Below are 18,646 nucleotides of genomic sequence, written 5' to 3' on the forward strand. Positions count from 1 at the left end.
CATCGTGGCGAGGGGTTCCCACGTTCCGCACCAGCGCCTGAACCGAGCTCGCGCCACCTTTATGCCGGGCACCACCTGGCCAGAGATACAGGAACCCGCCAGATTCATCCCGGGGCAACAACTGGACCCCGGTTTCGGTAGCCGTTCATACGCTTTCGACACTTCATCAGTGGTTCACTCGCGTTCGCCTTCTCGGTTCGCACCTGACGCATCTTGTGCGCCTTTTCCGCAGTGCTCATCACCCCGGCTCATTCACCGGAGCAACCTGCGGCGGTTTGAGACCTCCCCCTGCGTGGGCGGTCTCGGAGGGCCCACCTCCATCACCGGTGCAGCATCACGTCGGAAGATTCCGTCTACATCGAAACCTCCCGTTGTGTTCGTGGCGCACGATCGTCGGCGTATCTGATCAAGGCCGGGGATCCTTCAACCGACTCGGCGGCGTTCGTGCCGATCTTGCGGTATCGAACTCCGGCGGCTTGTTCCATTCCGTGCAGGGCGATGTTCAGCAACAGAGGGCTGACGACGCCCCCTTGTGGGGTGCCTTCTTCTGTCGGGGCGAACCGGCCGCCGTCGACCACTCCGGCCTTCAGCCAGTGCTTGACCAGTTCCCTGGCGGGGAACGTGCCGAGCTGGGCGAGTAGGTGCTCGTGGTCGATACGGTCGAACGCCGCTTTCAGGTCCGCGTCCAGCACCCAAATTCGCTGGGAGTTCTTGCCCTTCAGCGTCAGATAGATGGCGGATATCGCGTCATGACAGCCGCGGCCGGGCCGGAAGCCGTACGACTTCGGCTCGAACCGCGCCTCCCACTCGGGTTCCAGCGCGTTGACTACCCGCGCTTGCAGTGCCCGGTCAGCGATGACCGGGATGCCGAGTGGGCGCTTCTTTCCGCCTGCTTTGGGAATGTGCACGCGCTTGACCGGCAGAGGAGTCCAGGTTTTCGAGCGATACTGCGCCCAGTCGACCAGTTTAGTTTTCGACTGAGGCAGCAACGCCGTTCGTCCGTCCACTCCGGCGGTTTTGCGCCCAGCGTTGATCTCTGTCACGCGCCGCACGCTCAGCAGCGTGTTGGCGCGGGAGCGGAGCATCAGTTTCTGCAAGTTGCGAACTCGTTTGAGGTCGCCTTCCCGCGATGCCGTGAAGATTCTCTGTCGCAGACGCCGTACTTCGTCCTCGACGGCACGCCAGTTAATATCGTGCCAGTCGGGGATATTGCCCTCCGGTCCGTTCGTCATCACGTCCGCGTCGGCTTTCACCTGCGTGTTCGTCATGACGTCCAACTTGTCCTTTGGTTCCGGTGTCATTCTCTTCGTCTCTCCACAGGCTCACCTGGCCTCCGTCAGCACCCTTTCGAGTCCGGGCATCAGCCCGTATCCGGCCGGTTATGCGAGACGACCAGCGGAGAGCCGGTCATGGTGTCTCGTTTTCCCGCTGCCTTTCGGCCGCCGGCATTGGCTTCTGAGGCCATCCTGCGCCCGCTGGAGAATCGGGCCTTCCTTGCGGTCGGCTTGCCGAAGACGCCAGGCGTCTTCGGACTCCAACGGGGTTGTCACGTTCCGCACGAGTGAGGTGCGGCCGGGTCGGGTGCCCCCTATACCCCGAGGACGGCGGTGTTCTCCCGACCGGCTTAGTACTCCAGCTGTAGATCGCGATCTTCATGTCTGGGCGGCTTGTCGCTGGTAGTGGCTGGCCTGGGATCGGGCCTGGTGGCGGCGTCGCCAGTGGGACCAGTCGAGCCGGTGAGTCGCGCCGTGGACGAGCCGGACGACGAGCGCGATGAACAGGCGCTGGATCTCGTTGCAGGTGAGCGGTATCAGCCCTTCCGGCTTCGGGTGACGCGCGTGTTCGTCGGCGCGGACGACGGCGAGGAAGGCATGGGCGAGCATCGCGAGGGTGACCCAGCGGTGCCAGGACGCCCAGCGCCGGACCTGGTGTTCGTCCAGTCCGGCCAGGCCCTTGCCGGACTGGAAGGTCTCCTCGACGGTCCATCGGCGTCCGGCGACCCGCACCAGGGTGGACAGCGGCACCTGGGTGGCTGAGTAGCAGCGGTAGAAGGCGAGTTCGCCGGTGCGCCGGTTGCGGCGGACGAGCAGCTGGTGGTGGCCGGGGCGGTCGTCGGCGAGGTCGGCCAGGGCCCAGTCGTAGAAGCGGTGCCCCTTGGCTCCGGCTCCGGAGGAGAGTTTCTGCCAGGCCCTCTTCGGCAGCTTCTTGACCAGGGCATCGGCGCGGAACGTGCCTGCCCGGGTGGTGATCTGGTGGTCACAGGCGACGGCGAGTACATAGCCGACCTGCCGTTGTTCCAGCGCGGTCCGCAAGTGCGGGTTGCCTCCGTAGACCTCATCACCGGCTGCCCAGGACGCGCAGACGCCGGCGTCCAGTGCGCGGCCGATCATGCGGGCGGCGAGGGCGGGTTTCGTGGCGAAGGCGACGCTGTCGGGGATTCCGGCGGCCCGGCAGCGGGCGGTGTCCTCGGTCCAGGAGCGCGGGAGATACAGCTCCCGGTCGATGGCCGCGTGTCCGAGCGGGGTGGAGTACGCGAGGTAGACGGCGACCTGGCTGTTCTCGATGCGTCCGGCGGTGCCGGTGTACTGGCGCTGCACGCCCACCGTGTGCGTGCCCTTCTTCAGGTCGCCGGTCTCATCCACGACCAGCACCGCATCCTCGTGGTGCAGGTGCTCGACGACGAAGCCGCGGATGTCTTCACGTACCGCGTCCGCGTCCCACTTGGCCCTCGACAGCAGGTGCTGCAGACCGTGCGGGGTCGCGTCCCCGGCATGCTCGGCGAGCGTCCAGCAGTTCTTGCGCGGCAGGTCCGACAACAACCCGAGCACGAACGCCCGTGCCCGGCGCCGTGGTTCCACCCGCGCGAACCGGCCCGCGATACGGCCCATCAGGACCTCGAACGCTTCCTGCCAGCGGGCAGGATCTATGCTGTGACCTGCGGCCACCGACTGATCTTCTGTCTTCACACACCGATGATCACCGGTGGCCTCATTGTCACTGGCCCGCACCGGGGCACGATGTGGTTCGACACCTGGGCCACCTGCAACCAGGTCCTGCCACTGAACCTGGACCGCCGAGCTGTGTCGTTCGCGGACTGGCTCGGCCGGAGGTCCATTGATCTGCTGGGCTGGTGAACGCTGGCGAAGTCCCGCTGGGTCGTGCATGGTCCGGGGAATCCGGTGCATGGCACGGCGCTCGAACTCAACCGCCACGGGAACGCTTGACCACATCAATCGCGGGTCAGGGCGTAAGGAAATCTGTGGACGGGCCCGCGGTAGATCACTTAGTGTGTGGCTTCACGCCCTGAGATGGATGGAAGGAGGCGAGTGCCGTGCGGTTCACACCTTTCCAGCGCTCCCTCTTCCGCTGTCCCGGCGTGGTTCGTGAGTTCTGACCGGGAGCGCTCCAAGCAGCCTGTATCCCGGAGGAATCCATGACCGATCCGGTCATCCGCGCGCTCTCCGCGAGCGACGCTCATCTCTTCGAAGCACTCCCCGACCCCCTGGGCGCCCGTGAAGCCCATCGGCGTACCCAGTTCCGCCCCGACTGGAAGCGCGTCGCCCTGCGCGACGGCGAGGTCGTCGCACGCGGCGCGTGGTGGGGCGGCCCCGACGACTCGGAGCCCGTCAACATCAACTGGTTCGACGTGGCCGAGGGCGAGGAGGAGGCCGGGGCCGAACTCCTGCGCTCCGCTCCCTGGCAGGTCGAACTGGAGATCAACCTGCCCGGCGGCTGGCGGGAAAAGACCGACCTGCGCGCCGCCGCCGGGGCGCGCTTCGCCGCCGCACGAGCCGCAGGGTACGAACTCCTGGTGGAACGCTTCCTGTACCGCTGGACCCCGGAGCGAGGTCTGCCCGAGCGGCCCGGACGCCTGCGCTTCAGCGCCGAACCCGACGACACCGTGTTCTTCGACGCGTTGCGCCGCATCCACTCCGTCACCCTGGACGCCCACGCGCTCAGGGCCATCGAGGAGGGCGGCCTCGACCAGGCCGCCCAGGAGGAACTCGACTTCTTCCACTGGTGCCCCTCCCCACGGGAGTGGTGGCAGATCGCGCACACGCCGGAGGGCGACCTGGCCGGCATCCACATCCCGGCCCACAACCCCTCCGGCCCGACCATCGGCTTCATCGGAGTCGTCCCGGAACAGCGCGGTCGCGGCTACGCCTACGACCTCCTCGCGGAGTGCACCCACCTCCTCGTCGAGCAGGGCGCGGAGTTCGTCAGCGGAGCGACGGACCAGGGCAACTTCCCCATGGCCGCGAACTTTGCCAAGGCTGGCTTCCCCGTCATCAGTGAACGCATCAACTTCCACCCGGCGGGCCAAGCGGCCTAGCGAGGAGTAGCACGCGCTGAGGGGTCCGGTCCGAGGGCAGGTCCGGACCCCTTGTCAGCGACATGCGGGATCTGCGCTGTGGCCAGCGGCCACCATCTCGTCGTCGGTCCACGTACCTCACGGTGATCAACGGTGGACGCACCCGTTTCTCGGACCAGCCCCACCAGCAAGATCACGATCTACAGCTGGAGTATTAGAGTCTTCCGGTCGGCGCCTGCCGCTTCTCAACGGCCAGTCCTTGACCCCGCTGCAACGACCCATCTGCGGGGCTTCCGATCACGAGGCATCACCAGGGGTTCACGTTGTTCACCCTGTCGTCCTTCCCCGTGGCCTGTAACTCCCGGATGGAACGGGAGCCCTTGGGCCTGGAAACCTGAGCTTCGCACCCCGCTGTTACCAGCAACGCACGTCAGGCTGGGGACAGATCCTCGAACACTGATCCGTAACTACACCTTCGGCATCAGCCGAACCTCCTTCGATGAAGCTCACTCAACTCGTGCGACTTTCGTGTCGCACCCCGGCCTCGGAGTACTACGGCGGCTCCGCCCCGTCCCGGGCCGATCGGTGGTCGATGCACCCAGCCCCCACAGCCTGTTGGAGACAGGCAGCGGGGCGAGGTCCGGGACGGTTCCCGTGTTCACTGTGGTTCGCTCGATGAAGGAGGAGCCCGACTGTGTCCCTGCGGTATCGCCACGAGTACGCCGCAGGCTTTCCTCGTGGCCTCCCGGCCAGCTTTCGTAGACCGACCCAGGAGTTGTCGGACCACCCGAAAGGATGACCCGAGTACGCACCGCTTCCGGCCCAGATCCGCCAGGTTCGAGCCGGAGGCACTTTAAGAGACGTAAAACGCCGGTTCCTCGCGTACCCCTCTCCATCACGCTTGCCGGACCCGCCCCATCTGGCAGTACTGGATGCGTCCCGGCTTTGTCAGGGCCGCTCTCGCCCTCCCCGGCATCACCCGGATCAGGCTGCCCTCAGCTTCAACCCCACTGCTGCGACAGTGAGTTGGTGCAGGTCTTTCACCTCCACGCGAACCAACAGCGCCTCACGGCGCAAACGAAAATCTTGCCAGAGCCATGTTCGGGTGTACGCCTACAGCCGTCGCTCTTCGGCAGTGCGGCGGCGTGGCGCCGGACGTCGGCGGCGATGGCGCGGGCGTGCCCGGTCAGTTGGAGGGCGATCTGCTCGTAGTCGCGGGGTTCGAGGTCCGGGTTAGTCCACGCGAGGACGGCGGTGACGAGCGCTTCGTACGGGGCGCGGTCCAGGGGGCGTTCGGCCTCGATCAGGCCGTGGGGGTCGTAGAGCACGGTGTGCGTGTCGCTCACCCGTGCCTCGCCGCGTCGTCCTGGTCGTGGTCGCCGGGGGTGGCGTCCGGGGCCTGGACGGCGAGGAAGCGGGCGTAGCCGCGGTCGGCGCGAGCCAGCAGTGCCGGAGAGGGCCGGCCGAAGGCGGGGGGCTGGAGGCCTCGTCCTTCTTCGGGTTCGGTGCCGGCGGGTGTAGGTGCGCTCATGGGGCACCGCCTCCGTTGCTGGTGCGTCGGTGTCGTTCGACGCTACGGAGGCCGTCAGTCGTTTCTCAACGAGATTGCGGGTAATTGCGGAGGTTCACTCCAGGGCGTCGATCGCGGCCCGGATCAGGGCGCGGGCGGCGTCGCCGTAGACGGCCATCTCCGCGAGGCCGGTGAACGCCTTCGCGTAGTCGGCGATCTCGCGCGGCTGCGTCACCTTGATCTCCGCCGTCAGTGTCTCCACCACGGCCATGGTGTCGTCGTGGACGTAGAACGCTTCCAGCGGCCACACGGTGCGCTGCGCGGTGAACGGGATGATCCCCAGCGAGACGGACGCGAGCGGCATCACGGCCAGGATGTGGCGCAGCTGCCCGCGCATGGCGTCGGGGGCGGCCGTTTGGTAGCGCAGGACGGATTCCTCCATGAGGACGACGTAGCGGTGGCCGCCTTCGTAGAGGAAGCGGGAGCGGGCGACGCGGGCGGCGACGGCTTCGGCGATGTCGTCGGGGGTGCCCTGGAAGGTGGTGATCTGGTTCATGAGGGCGGTCGCGAACGCCGGTGTCTGGAGGAAGCCGGGGGGCACGTTGGAGAGATAGACGCGGCAGTGGCGGGTCTGCTCGTGGAGGGTGTACCAGTCCTGTTGGACCTGACGCATGCCGTTGCGGTGCAGGCGCCGCCACTCCAGGTACATGGAGTCAACGGCGCGGGCGGTGGCGATCAGGTCGTCGGCCTGGTCGTCCGCGTTGCAGGCCGTACACCAGGAGCGGATGTCGGTGTCCGAGGGCAGGGCCGCGCCTTTTTGGATGCGGGTGGTCTTCGCGGGGTGCCAGCCGCACCGGGCGGAGAGTTCGCGCCCGGTGAGGCCGGCGTCCTTGCGCAGGTGCTGCAGGCGCACGGCGAGCGCCTCGCGGGCCCCCTGTGCGCTGGACGATGGGGAGGCGGTCGTCATGAGGTGGCGGCCCTTGGTTGTGCGTCGGTCAGATGCTGTAGTCGGCGTGCGGAGTGGCCAGGTCCCAGGTGTGGTCGGGTTCGAGGGCCTGGCCGTCGCCGGAGAGCAGGTTCCAGCGGACGACCTGGTCGTCGATGCCAGAAGTCGTCGCCGGGCAGTGCGAGCGTGGAGGCGCGGCGGCGGGGCAGCCAGCGGATTTCCTCGCCGGCGCGGAGGTTGGCGTCGGTGATGGCGTGCTCGAAGCGGATGTAGTCGGTGACGGGCTCGGAGATGACCCGGGCCCGGCGGACCTTCACCCCGCGGGCGACGGTCCGCTCCACCAAGGGCAGCCACCCGCCCCAGAACTCCGAGTCGTCCGCAGGCACGCTCCCGTCCCGCAGGAACGCGTCGAAGACCTCCCGCTCCTCCCCCACGGCGTAGACGTCCCGCAGTTCCAGGTGCAGGGCGTGCTGCTGGGCGGAGTCGAGCAGGTCCTCAAAGCTGGGTGCGGGCGGCTTCTGCGGCATCGCACGCCTTTCTGATCTGCGACACCATCCGGACCGGGATCCGGATGATCCCTTCGTCTTTTGCGGGCGGGCTGTCCTGGCTGCAGGCGGCCCGGGTCGCCGCGTCGGCGAACTTGCCCTGCAGAACCAGTTCCGGCCCCTCGGTGGTGTCGGTGTCCACCCACACCGCGGGGCAGTTCCCTCCGCCCGAGTTCGGGTCCGTGCCGAAGAAAAGTAAGTTGCGTGTAGTTGCGCACCGACCGTCCCGCAGGCCGGTGGGGGCGTCAAGGGCCTCTCGCCGGACCGGTGACAGCGCCGTACGCTGCGTGACGCAAAGGGGGGGCACGTCACCCGAACGATGGCGTGCGATACGGCGGCCCGGAGGTGGCGGCATCGCACTGGAGTGCGTGTAGGCCCTGGGATCTTGGGCCGCTGACCGGATATGGCGTGAGGCGGTCTTGTGCCGCCGCTCGCGCCTGGCTGAGGCTTGGCTGATCACACACAAAGGGGGTACCCCGATGGGACGGTTCAAGCCCAAGAAGCAGCGGCGTGACCGGCAGCAACCAGCTCAGCAGCGGTTCCACATCGACGACCGGGCCGTCAGCCAGGCGGAGATCCTGGCGGCCGGGGTACAGCTGAGCGACAACGTCGACGACCACGGCCGGCTGCTCTACATGGACTCCCCCTCGCTCGGGCTGGGGCAGGTCGCCACCGGCATCGACCCGGACACCGGCACCGTGCAGACCACCGACGGCGAAGACCCGATGCCGGTGGCCCTGTTCGAGCCGGAACGCGCGATGATGTCCCGGCTCCCAGGCAGCGATCCCACGGAGATCCAGGTGGAGGGCGCCATCGCGTCCGGGATGCGGCGCTTCCCCCGCGGCTTCGCCGATCTGCGGACCATCCCCGGCTGGGCCCTGCACCGGCTGGCCGACGACCGGATCGAGCTGCGCTCCCCCGACGGCGGCGTCTACTCCCGCATCACCGTCCCCGCCTCGCCCGACTGGTACTCAGCCGCCCTGCATCACGGGTACGTGGTGTGCTTCTACGGCCCGCAGCTCGGAGTGCGTACCCCGCCGGACAGCACGCCGGAGCAGTACACCGACGCCAAGCGGCTGGAGGAGTTCCGAACCGCTCGCAGCCGGGGCCTGGTCGCCGGCGGGATCATCACCTACCGCAACAACCGCTGACCCGCGCCGTCCTGTGCGGCTGAGGAGGAGATCGCATGCCTACAGGAGTGGCTGTCGTCTGCGACACGGACGACTGCCTTGCCGTCTATCTGGCGGTCGAGACCGGCAACAACGGTGACGAACGCTCTGCGGACGACGTCTCCCAGCTGGCACGTAAGGCGGCTGAGGGCGACGGGTGGGTGATCGGCTTCGGCTTCGGCCAGCCGGTGATGACGTGCCCGGGATGCGCCGACGGCCGCGGCCCGGTCCGGGAGCGCGGCACCTGCCGACGGTGCATGGGCCGCACCGATTCAGCGTCCAGGTGCACGTACTGCCTGCACTCCGAACCGCCGGGCACCGACGGCTGACAGCCTTCGCTGCCCGGTCCGTGACGCCGAAGCCGGGCCGTCGTTGACCCGTACGACTCCATAAAACCGGGCCCCGGGGAGGCTGATCCCCCGGGGCCCGTGGTATGTCCGACGTGGGGTCAGCCCTCTTCGGCCGCCGTGGCAGCGCCCCACGCGGTGGCTTCACCGTCGGTGAGGAGCAGCACCTGCGTCGGGTGGGCGGTCCAGCCCTGCACGACGTGGACGCGGCCGGGGCGCGTGGGGCTCTTCGGGATGGTGTCGACCTGCGAGGCCAGGCGGTCCCAGGTGCGGGTGGTGACCCGCCCCAGGACCACGGTGGACTGCTCGCGCCACTCCGCGCCCAGAGCAGCCGTTGGTGAGGTGGCCGTCGCCGGGCCACACGGTTCAGCCCTCTTCCGGTGCAACCCTCTCCACAGCCGTCGCAGGCCGGGGAAGGCGCGGCGTGGGCCAGGCGGCTCCCACCTCCAGGACGCCCACCGTTCCGCCTGCGCGAAGACCCCGGAGGGTTCTGCGAGCATTGCCAAGACCTCGCCGCGGGCGGCGTCGACGGCCCGTCGTCCAAGTGCTCGCGCTCCATGCGGTCGGCGTCCGGGTGCCGGAGCGTCCCGAAGACCAGCTCCATCTGCCGCTCGGTCACCGTCTGTCCGGCGGTGAGTCCGAGCGCGGTCAGGCCCAGCCCTATCCACACCCCGGGCGGGAGCCCGGCCTTCTCCTGGGCGTCCTTCATCGGCTGACGGGCCGGACGGCGGCCGTCCCCGAAGGCGACTCCTCGTACGAAGTAACGCCAGGTATTTCGCTTCTGAACCTTCGCAACACTGAGCATCCCAGCAGCGAACAACGGCTCTGACCTGCGGAAAAGACCCGATCCCGTGCGACGGGAGAGTTCACCGGAACTTTACTGCCGATCCCGCCGGGCGGGCATCTGCGGCGACGTCGCGCCCGCCTGACGAACAGCGTCTGGGGGCCATGCAAATGCTGCGCGTCTCCCAGTCACACGCGCCTCACACACCCCAACAACCGCCAGCGGATACGCGGCGCACACATCGTGTGGCGGCGCATCGGCGGGCACGACATCTTCACCAGCCCATGAGTGCGTGCCTGATTCCGAGCCTCCGGCCGGGCCGGGGCCGGTAGCCTGATAGCAGGTGGGCCGAGTGCGAACTTGAAGTCCCAAGTCAAAGGGCTGGTGTGATCGGTCCTCGGGGTGCTCATGCTGGTCGTGTGCGGGAGTCCGCGGAGAATCAGCTTCACCGTCTTCTGCCCGTCCGTCATGGCACGGACGTCGGTTATTCTGCGATGCGCTTCGGGGATGTGGGGCGGAGATACCGCGCGCTCCTACACGCGGGCGCTGCCTCCGTACCGCAGTCGTGTTGCGGCGCAGGGCGGGCTGCTCTCTGCGAGCGGGTTGGGTTCATGCGGCCAGGGGCCGCAGTATGAATGGGGTGGGAATTGTCCAGACATCGGCTGTCCAAGAAGGGTCGCTACATCGCTTGGGCGACGACGGGTGTCGTCGTCGCCGCGGGTGCCGGAATCGCGGCCCAGGCCTCGGTGGCAGCCTCGGCTTGGCCCGCGCAGAAGACTTTCACCGGCCGAGCGTTCGATACGTGCACAGCGCCCTCGCTCAACGCGATGAAAGCGTGGAACACGAAGTTCTACGGCGCCGCCGCTGTCTACATCGGCGGCAAGAACCGCGGCTGCGCCCAGCCGAACCTGACCGCTTCCTGGGTAAAGTCGGTCAACTCCACCGGCTGGAAGCTCATACCCCTCTACGTCGGCGCTCAGCCACCCTGCCAGAAGAGCGCGAACCCTGAGAAATTCACCGCGTCCACGGCTGCCTCCGTCGGCGCGAGCAATGCCAAGGACGCAGTGGCCAAGGCATCGGCTCTCGGTATGAAAGCCGGCAGCCCCATCTACCTGGACATGGAGCCGTACGACGTCAACGACAAGGCGTGCAACAACGCCGTCCTGACGTACGTACGCTCCTTCACCAAGACGCTGCGCAACGCGACCTACCGTGGCGGCTTCTACGGCTTCAGCAGCTCCAGCGCCAAAGCCATCGCCACCGCCACGGACAAGACGGACCTGCCAGGCAACCTCTGGTACGCGTTGTGGGACAAGAAGAACACGACTACCACGGACTGGCCGTGGAACCCCGCCCAGTACACCGACCACAGCCGCGGCCACCAGTACATGGTCAACAGCAAGGAAATCCGCGGCAGTTACACCATCACGGTCGACCGCAACGCCTGGGACGCCCCTGTCGCCATCATCGGCTGACAGGCCGGACCAAGCGAGGTCCCGGCGGGTCAGGGGGAAGGCCGGCCGGGACAGCAGGGGAAGGCGGCCGTCCCTCCGCGAAAGGCACCCAAGGGCTCAGCCAAACGATCTTCACGTAGGCGATAAGCGAAGCCCGGGAATGCCGCTCGCCGGGGCTGAGCTCCCCAGACGTTCGAAACAGGCTCTGCGATGAGCCGGTGATCGAGACACCGTCCCCGTGGGTGCTGACTTCTTCTTTGATGTTGAACGGCTTCACCTGACGGAGGCTGAAGCACCGCCGAGTGGATCACACTTGGGGTGTTCGCGCAGCTCAAGCGCATAGTCCTAAATGCTACGACCGGATCGTCGGCCTGGTACCGGAAAAGATCTCCATCGATGGCGCATCACCAAAGCCCGCGGCGGAGAAGAGGTTTCCAGGCGCTCTCCGTTCGATCGCGGCATGCGGGGAATGAAACTCTCCCCGGGTGCTGGCCGGTGCCAACCGCCACGACTCGCCGCTGCTTGCGCCGACCCTGGGCAAGCCGCCGGAAGTGGCCGTCTGATCCCGTGCCTGCTCCCTGACCCGCGGTTGCCACTCGGATGCGGTCTCCTCTACCAGGGCGGCCTTCTTCTTCTGGGGCTTCGTCAGCTTCACGGCTTGGTAGCGCTCCTCCAGGGCCTTCGCGGACCTCTTCGCCCGTGTGAGGAGGAATTTCACCTGAGCCTTGTGGATTTCGACGCGGGCTGGTTGAGGGCCTTCCGCCAGTAGTTGGCGAGTCGGGCTGCGGAGGCGGGTGCTCTTCAGTCCGATGTGGGATTTGGCGGAGAAGACCGAGCCGTGTGATGACGGGGAGCCCGGCAGCGTGGTGGGGTTCCTGATCTGCTGCGGGATGACGTGAAGTGCTTCGGGTGTAGCTCGTTCTGAGGGAAGGGCTGAGCTGGGCTTTGCCACACACGATGCGCGGCGCCGACGGCGATCCTCTCGCGTGGGACACCCGGGGTGGGTGACTATCCAGGTGCGGGCCACGTCCCAGTCGGGGCGGTGGGAGTCGGCCCACGTCCCGTACGTCCCACCGTGTCCGATGTCCGAGCGCCTCAATGCTGGTTGGCCGCAAAACGGATTAACTGGCTAAGTGCCACAAGGTGTGACGTAGCAACTTGCTTGCAGCTGAGGAATCTTGACTATCCGTTAGTGACGTAGCTCACGCCGTGACCGTGATCAAGATTGCCGATCTTGAGTGCCTCTGGTGTACTTTCCGTTCTTTTTCTCCTCGATACCTTCATATTTGCATCACATAAGTGGCGCAGACCAGCAAGAGACCGAGGAATGATGACGGTTTACAGACCCGCGCCACATGAGCGCGGACGCCCCTTGTCCAGCGGGAGCCTGCGCTGCATAGCGAGCAGTCTCGCCCTGGCCCTGGCTGCCACGCTCATCCACGGAACAAGTGACGCGTTCGCGGCCTCGCCACAAGCAGTCGCATCGGCGAAAAGATCCGCAGCCACACAGGCGGCGGACATCCCCTCCGCACGCGTGGCAGCACGCTTGTCGGGGAAGCGTGTTGAAGCGCTGTCCGAGCGCACTGAGACTTCCACGACCTGGGTCAACAAGAACGGCTCGCTGACCACCGAGCTCACTGCCGGTCCGGTCCGGTTCGAGGACGAAGCTACTGGTGAGTGGCGAGACGTCGACCTGGATCTCGTCAGCGGCTCCGACGGTTCGATCGCGCCCAAGGCTCATCCGCGCGGGCTGAAGCTCGCAGGTAAGACCGGTAGCCGCGCCACATCACTCAAGGCGGCGCAAGCCGCCAAGCCGACCGACCTGGTGACGCTCGGCAAGGGGGACGAGCAGATCACCCTGCAGTGGAAGGGCGGGCTTCCCACCCCGAAGCTCAACGGCACCCGCGCGACGTACGTGAACGCGGTTCCTGGCGCGGACGTGGTGGTCGAGGCCACACGTACCGGCTACGAGCAGTACGTAGACATTCAGCAGCGCCCGGCAGCGGAGGGCTACACATACACGCTGCCCTTGAAGGCCAAGGGCCTGAAGGTCAAGGAGCAGACTGACGGCAGCCTGCTGTTCACCGACAGGAAGAACAAAAGGCGGGCAGTCATGCCTGCTCCGGTGATGTGGGACGCCTCGGTCGACAGGCCTCCGGTGAGCACACCAACCGGGCCAGGGTCGACATGAAGGTGGTCCAGCGCAAGGGCGCGGTCGATCTCGTCATCACACCGGATGCGAAGTTCCTCGCCGCCCCCGGGACGAAGTACCCGGTGACGGTGGACCCTTCCACCTCCTCCCTGTCAAACGTCTTCGACACCTACGTCCAGCAGGGCGAGACCGTCGACTGGTCCAACGACGTCGAGCTGGACCTCGGAAACCCGGGCACCAAGAATGCCGACGGTACGCCCCGTACGGCGCAGTCGTTCATCTCCTGGAACACCTCGCCCATCCAGGACGCCTTGGTGCTGGATGCGAAACTTTCCCTGTGGAACTTCCACTCGGGCAACAATGTCGACTGCAAAGCCTATCCATGGGAGGTGTGGTCTTCCGGCGCAGCTTCCACGTCCAGCCGTTGGACCAGCCGGCCGACCATGACGGCGAAGAAGGCCACCTCCACCGAGACACGCGGCAACACCTCGTGCACTACCCAGCCTGACGGGTGGATCAACGCCGATGTGTCGACGCTCGTCCAGGAGTGGGCTTCGGCCAAGGCCACTCGCGGGCACATGGGGCTGCGGGCCTCCGATGAGAGCGTCTTGGCACAGTGGAAGCGGGTCAACTCCGCCAACGCCGCTGCCAACCCGCCGAAGCTGGTCGTCAACTACAACTACCGGCCGCGCACCGGCACCGACCAGCAGGCCGGACCGCCCTTTTTCAAGGACAGCGCCGGTACCTGGCAGGTCAACACCACCACCCCCACGCTCCGAGACACGTTCGTGGACCCGAACAACGACAAGGTCAACGGCACCTTCCAGATCTTTGACAACGCCACCGGAACGCAGGTAGGCAACGTCATCGTCTCTCCATACGTGACCTCCGGGAAGCCGGCGTCGATCAACGTTCCCGCCGGGCTGTTGACGAACGGCAAGACCTACAAATTCCGTACCTCGCCGTACGACGGCATGCACTACAACCTCGGCTGGTCGCCGTACGCGCTGTTCACCGTCGATACCTCCGCTCCGTCCGCTCCTACTGCGGTCACGTCCACGGACTACCCCTCCGCGAGTTGGGTCAAGGGTGCCGGCCAGCCCGGCGACTTCACCGTGACTCCGCCCGGCGGGGACCAGAACGGCATCGAGTGGTCGCTGGACGGCACCACTTGGACGAAGGTTGCCACCGGCGGCACCACCACCCCCGTCAAGATCACGGTCAAGCCCGCGAAGGCGGGCACCAACACCCTCCAAGTCCGCGCCACGGACAAAGCGGAGAACAAGTCTGAACCCTTCGCCTACACGTTTCACGCCGGCCCCGGTGGTGTGACGCTGCCCGACGACGGCACCCGCACGGCCGCTCGCGTGCCGCTCATTGCAGAGGCCGACGGGTCCAAGTTCGACAAGGTCACCTTCTCCTGGCGCCGCGGCGCCGCCGACAGCTGGACCACCATTCCGGCCGCGGACGTCACCAACGCCGGAGCGGCCCTGACGTCGTGGCCCGTCTCCCTGGCGGCAGGCAAGAGCCCGAAGCTCACCTGGAACGCCACGAGCACGGTCAACCCTGATGGTGCGGTGGAGATCCGCGCTGACTTTGCCGGCTCCGGCAGTGCAGCCGCCTCCTCCGACCCCATCACGATGGTCGTAGACCGCACTGCGGAAGGCGCGGTCAGTGAGGACCTCGGTCCTGGCTCGCTGAACCTGCTCACTGGCAACTTCACACTGTCGGGCGCCGACGCGTCGCTGCTCGGCATGTCCGTGAACCGCACCGCGTCCTCGCGGACCCCGCAGGCCGGGGGAGATCAAGAGGGACAGGCATCCATCTTCGGCAAGGAGTGGCTGTCCGGCACGGCTGCCGAGGCGGTCGAGTCGAACTACACCGAAATCCGTAAGACCTCCGCCACATCCCTCGATGTCGTCGCCGGTGACGGATCGACGACGAAATTCACCGCGAACGCTGCCCAGACCGGCTGGGTCCCCGAGCCCGGAGCCGAAACCGCTACGCTGAAGGGTACCTTCGCCTCCGGCGACTTCACTCTGTCCGACACCTCCGGCACCGTCACGACCTTCTCCAAGGTCTCGTCTGCGGCCACCACCTGGACGGTGGCCAGCTCGCTGGTTGACGGTCTCGTCAACTCCACCACCAAGGTGGTCTCCGAGGCCGTGGTCGTCGGCAGTAGGACCCTCGCCCGCCCGAAGCGGGTCATCGCCGCTACCAGCGCCACGACACTGGCCGCGTGTGAGGCCGACCCGTCCGTCAAGGGCTGCAGGGTTCTGGATTTCGCTTACGCGACCTCGACCACCGCGACCTCCACGACGCTCGGTGACGTCAAGGGCCAGGTCTCGGCAATCAAGCTGTGGGCCACGGCCCCCGGGGCGGCCGCGTCCACCGCGACCAACGTCGCGAGCTACGTCTACGACGACGCCGGGCGTCTGCGTGAAACTTGGGATCCCCGGATCACTCCGGCGCTGAAGACGGCCTACGCCTATGACAGTGCGGGCAGGGTAACCACCCTCACCCCGCCCGGCCAGCTGCCTTGGTCCTTCACCTACGGCCAGGCCGGGTCCAATCCCGCAGCTGGGGCGGGGATGCTGCTCAAGGCCTCTCGAGCCACGCTGACCCCGGGTAGCGCCAGCCAGACCAATGGCACGGCCACCACATCTGTGGTCTACGGTGTGCCGCTGAGCGGCGCATCGGCACCCAACGATCTCAGCGCCACAGCAACCGCGGCCTGGGGTCAGACTGATCTGCCCACCGACGCCACCGCGATCTTCCCCTCCGACCAGGTACCCGCCAGCAACGACGGATCGGACCTGAGCGCGGGCGCCTCCGCGCGCGAGGTCAACCAGGCCACACCTGGACACCACATCTCGGTCACCGAGTAGGACCAGTTCGGCAACGTGGTCCGTTCGCTGACCGCTGGCAATCGGGAGCTGGCGCTGGGCACCTCCGCCGCGGAGAAGTCCCGGCTCACGGAGCTGGGCATCAACGCCCTGGCCACCGCAGAGCGCGCCCAGCTGTTGTCGTCGACCTCCGTTTTCGACGCCAGCGGCATTCGGGAGACCGACGCCTATGGCCCGGTACGACAGATCACGCTCGAGAGCAACCTGACCAGCGGATCCACCACGATCGCTGCCGCCGGTAGCCAGCTCGTGGCCCGTGCGCACACGGTCAAGGCCTACGATGCCGGTCGCCCAAGTGACGGCACTGCCACTGTCAAGGACCAGCTCACCCAGCAGACGGTCGGAGGCCAGCCGCGTTCCCGGCCGGACTTGATGGCCGACCCCCGTGTGGTCGCCACCGGATTCGACTGGGTCAAGGGAGTCGCCACCAGCAGCACCCAGGACCCCGGTGGTCTGGCGATCACGACGACGACTGCCTACGACGCACAGGGGCGAGTGTCCAAGACCACGCTGCCTGCCTCCACCGGCAACGACGCCGGCGCGATGGTCACCACCTACTACACGGCCGGGGGCACCGGCACCTGCGGTGGCAGGCCGGAATGGGCAGACCTGGTCTGCCAGACCGGCCCGTCCGCGGCGATCACCGGCGGCGGCGCCAACCCCACCCAGCTGCCGACCAAGACCGTTGAGTACGGGTTGTACGGTCAGGCCACCAAGGTCGCTGAGACCGCCAACAGCGTCACCCGCACCACCACCCTCGGATACGACACCGCCGGTCGCCCGACCACGGTCACCATCGCTGGGGGGAGCGGTGCCGCCGTTCCGGCGACCACCACCAGCTACAACAGCGCCAGCGGACAGGCAGACAAGCAGACCTCCACGGCCGGCGGCACCATCACAAAGACGTTCGACCAGCTCGGCCGCCAGATGTCCTACACGGATGCTGACGGTGGCAGTACCACGTCCGAGTACGACGCGCTGGACCGGCCAACCAAGACCACCGACAGCGTCCCGTCGACCACCACCTACTCCTACGACACCGCCATCGACCCCCGCGGAATGACTACTTCAGTCACCGACTCGATCGCCGGTACCTTCACTGCCCGCTACGGCGCCGACGGCAGCCTGGACACCCAGACCCTTCCCGGCGGCTACACCATGACCCAGGAACAGGACCCCGCAGGCACCGCCACGGACCGCACCTACACACGGAACTCCGACGGAACGGTCCTCCTGGCCGACACCATCTCCGCCACCGTGCAGGGACAAGTAGCCACCCACACCGGCACCCCCGGCGTCACGGCCTCGCAGACCTACGCCTACGACAAGGCCGGCCGTCTGACCCAGGTCCAGGACACCAGCACTGACGCGGTGTGCACCACCCGCAGCTACACCTTCGACAAGAACTCCAACCGCAAGACCCTGGCCAGCGCCGTGGCCGGCGTCGGCCTGGACTGCACGACCAGCGGCGCCACCACGACCACCAACACCTACGACAGCGCCGACCGGCTGGTGAACACCGGCTACAGCTACGACGCTTTCGGACGTACCACCGCCCTGCCGGGCACCACCCTCACCTACTACAACAACGACCTCGTCCAGCAACAGACCGCCGGCACCCAGCGCCAGACCTGGAAACTGGACTCCAACCTGCGATTCCGCTCTTGGACCACCGAATCCAACAGCAGCGGCAGCTGGACCCAGACCGGGGCCAAGACCAACCACTACGATTCCGACTCCGACAATCCAAGGTGGATCGTCGAGGACACTGCCGGAACCGTGACACGCAGCGTCGGCGGCCTCGACGGCGGCCTCGCCGCCACCACCACCAAGACCGGCGGCACCATCCTGCAGCTGGCGAACCTGCACGGCGACATCAGCCTGCAACTGCCCACCGACACCGCCGTAGCACCCACCGTCCTCGACACCGACGAGTACGGCAACCGACGCCCCGCACAGCCCGCCACGCGATACGGCTGGCTCGGCAGCAAGCAACGTTCCACCGAGACCCCCAGCGGCCTCAGCCTCATGGGAGTCCGCCTCTACAACGCCGACACCGGTCGCTTCCTCAGCGTCGACCCCGTCTACGGCGGCGGCGCCAACGCCTACGAGTACTGCGGCGCAAACCCAATCGGCTGCACCGACCTCAGCGGAGCGATGTACGTACGCTGGTGGAAGCCCTGGTGGTCCCCGCAGTACTTCATCAGGATGGACCTCAACAAATCGGAGACCCGCTGGGTGGCCTTCGGCATGGGCAGCGCTGCTGCATTCGTTGGCTGGGCCAAGGACATCAAATGGATCCCCGGGCCGTGGAAGTACGCCATCGTAGCGATCCGCGGATACCTCTGGTACTTCACGACGGTCGCCGGATACGCGGTGGCTCGAGGCAAGTGCACAACCGTCATCTCTGGCGTGACACGCTTCGGGTCGAGCTACTTCCCCATCCCTCCGACCATCTGGACACGCCGTTGTTGAGACAACCAACTGTGAGAGCGAGACACCGTCTCGCACTGACCGCTGA

Annotated in this window: 11 protein-coding genes and 3 pseudogenes; 6 read left to right on the forward strand and 8 right to left on the reverse strand. The window is 67.0% G+C overall.

The genetic code is table 11. The features are described 5' to 3' along the window. Positions 1-353 precede the first annotated feature (353 nt). Positions 354-1,268: a reverse transcriptase domain-containing protein gene (locus OG953_RS00520; protein WP_405681835.1), complete on the reverse strand. Its 915-nt coding sequence runs from the start codon at positions 1,266-1,268 to the stop codon at positions 354-356. A gap of 384 nt (positions 1,269-1,652) precedes the next feature. Continuing rightward, entirely contained in the window at positions 1,653-2,888 is a 1,236-nt protein-coding gene (locus OG953_RS00525; RefSeq protein WP_405691541.1) for an IS701 family transposase, read from the reverse strand. Positions 2,889-3,433: 545 nt separating this feature from the next. Between OG953_RS00525 and OG953_RS00530 the strand changes: the two genes are divergently transcribed. Further along, positions 3,434-4,333 carry a GNAT family N-acetyltransferase gene (locus OG953_RS00530; protein ID WP_405681837.1) on the forward strand — a complete coding sequence of 300 codons (900 nt, stop codon included), beginning with the start codon at positions 3,434-3,436 and terminating at the stop codon, positions 4,331-4,333. A 1,097-nt stretch (positions 4,334-5,430) separates the two neighbouring features. Here the strand turns inward: OG953_RS00530 and OG953_RS00535 are convergent. From OG953_RS00535 to OG953_RS00555, 5 genes and pseudogenes are all read right to left on the reverse strand, one after another. Next, positions 5,431-5,658 (reverse strand): annotated as a pseudogene (locus tag OG953_RS00535) (restriction endonuclease); the annotation flags it as partial. Beyond that, complete coding sequence (locus tag OG953_RS00540; RefSeq protein ID WP_405681838.1) at positions 5,655-5,843, reverse strand: hypothetical protein; 189 nt, start codon at positions 5,841-5,843, stop codon at positions 5,655-5,657. The pseudogene OG953_RS00535 and the gene OG953_RS00540, both read right to left, overlap by 4 nt. A gap of 94 nt (positions 5,844-5,937) precedes the next feature. Beyond that, positions 5,938-6,789, reverse strand: a complete 852-nt coding sequence (locus OG953_RS00545) for a helix-turn-helix domain-containing protein (RefSeq protein WP_405681839.1) — start codon at positions 6,787-6,789, stop codon at positions 5,938-5,940. Next, a complete protein-coding gene (locus OG953_RS00550) occupies positions 6,786-7,295 on the reverse strand; it encodes a DUF6879 family protein (protein ID WP_405681840.1) in 510 nt (169 codons plus the stop codon). Before OG953_RS00550 ends, OG953_RS00545 begins: the two co-directional genes overlap by 4 nt. Continuing rightward, entirely contained in the window at positions 7,264-7,455 is a 192-nt protein-coding gene (locus OG953_RS00555; protein ID WP_405681842.1) for a hypothetical protein, read from the reverse strand. The genes OG953_RS00550 and OG953_RS00555 overlap by 32 nt, the downstream gene beginning before the upstream one ends. 337 nt (positions 7,456-7,792) lie before the next feature. Between OG953_RS00555 and OG953_RS00560 the strand changes: the two genes are divergently transcribed. Next, complete coding sequence (locus OG953_RS00560) at positions 7,793-8,464, forward strand: hypothetical protein (protein ID WP_405681843.1); 672 nt, start codon at positions 7,793-7,795, stop codon at positions 8,462-8,464. Positions 8,465-8,499: 35 nt separating this feature from the next. Further along, positions 8,500-8,811: a hypothetical protein gene (locus tag OG953_RS00565; RefSeq protein ID WP_405681844.1), complete on the forward strand. Its 312-nt coding sequence runs from the start codon at positions 8,500-8,502 to the stop codon at positions 8,809-8,811. Positions 8,812-8,930: 119 nt separating this feature from the next. Here OG953_RS00565 and OG953_RS00570 read toward each other — a convergent pair whose 3' ends face one another. Then, a complete protein-coding gene (locus OG953_RS00570; protein WP_405681845.1) occupies positions 8,931-9,215 on the reverse strand; it encodes a hypothetical protein in 285 nt (94 codons plus the stop codon). 1,045 nt (positions 9,216-10,260) lie between these two features. Here OG953_RS00570 and OG953_RS00575 point away from each other — a divergent pair. The 3 genes and pseudogenes from OG953_RS00575 (at position 10,261) to OG953_RS00585 (ending at position 18,600) form a co-directional block, all read left to right on the forward strand. Beyond that, positions 10,261-11,088, forward strand: a complete 828-nt coding sequence (locus OG953_RS00575; RefSeq protein ID WP_405681847.1) for a glycoside hydrolase domain-containing protein — start codon at positions 10,261-10,263, stop codon at positions 11,086-11,088. Between the two features lie 279 nt (positions 11,089-11,367). Next, positions 11,368-11,609: pseudogene (locus tag OG953_RS00580) on the forward strand (IS5/IS1182 family transposase); the annotation flags it as partial. A gap of 878 nt (positions 11,610-12,487) precedes the next feature. Continuing rightward, positions 12,488-18,600, forward strand: a pseudogene (locus OG953_RS00585) (DNRLRE domain-containing protein). Positions 18,601-18,646: the final 46 nt, after the last annotated feature.

Source organism: Streptomyces sp. NBC_00057 (genome assembly GCF_045041165.1).
Taxonomy (GTDB): Bacteria; Actinomycetota; Actinomycetes; order Streptomycetales; family Streptomycetaceae; genus Streptomyces.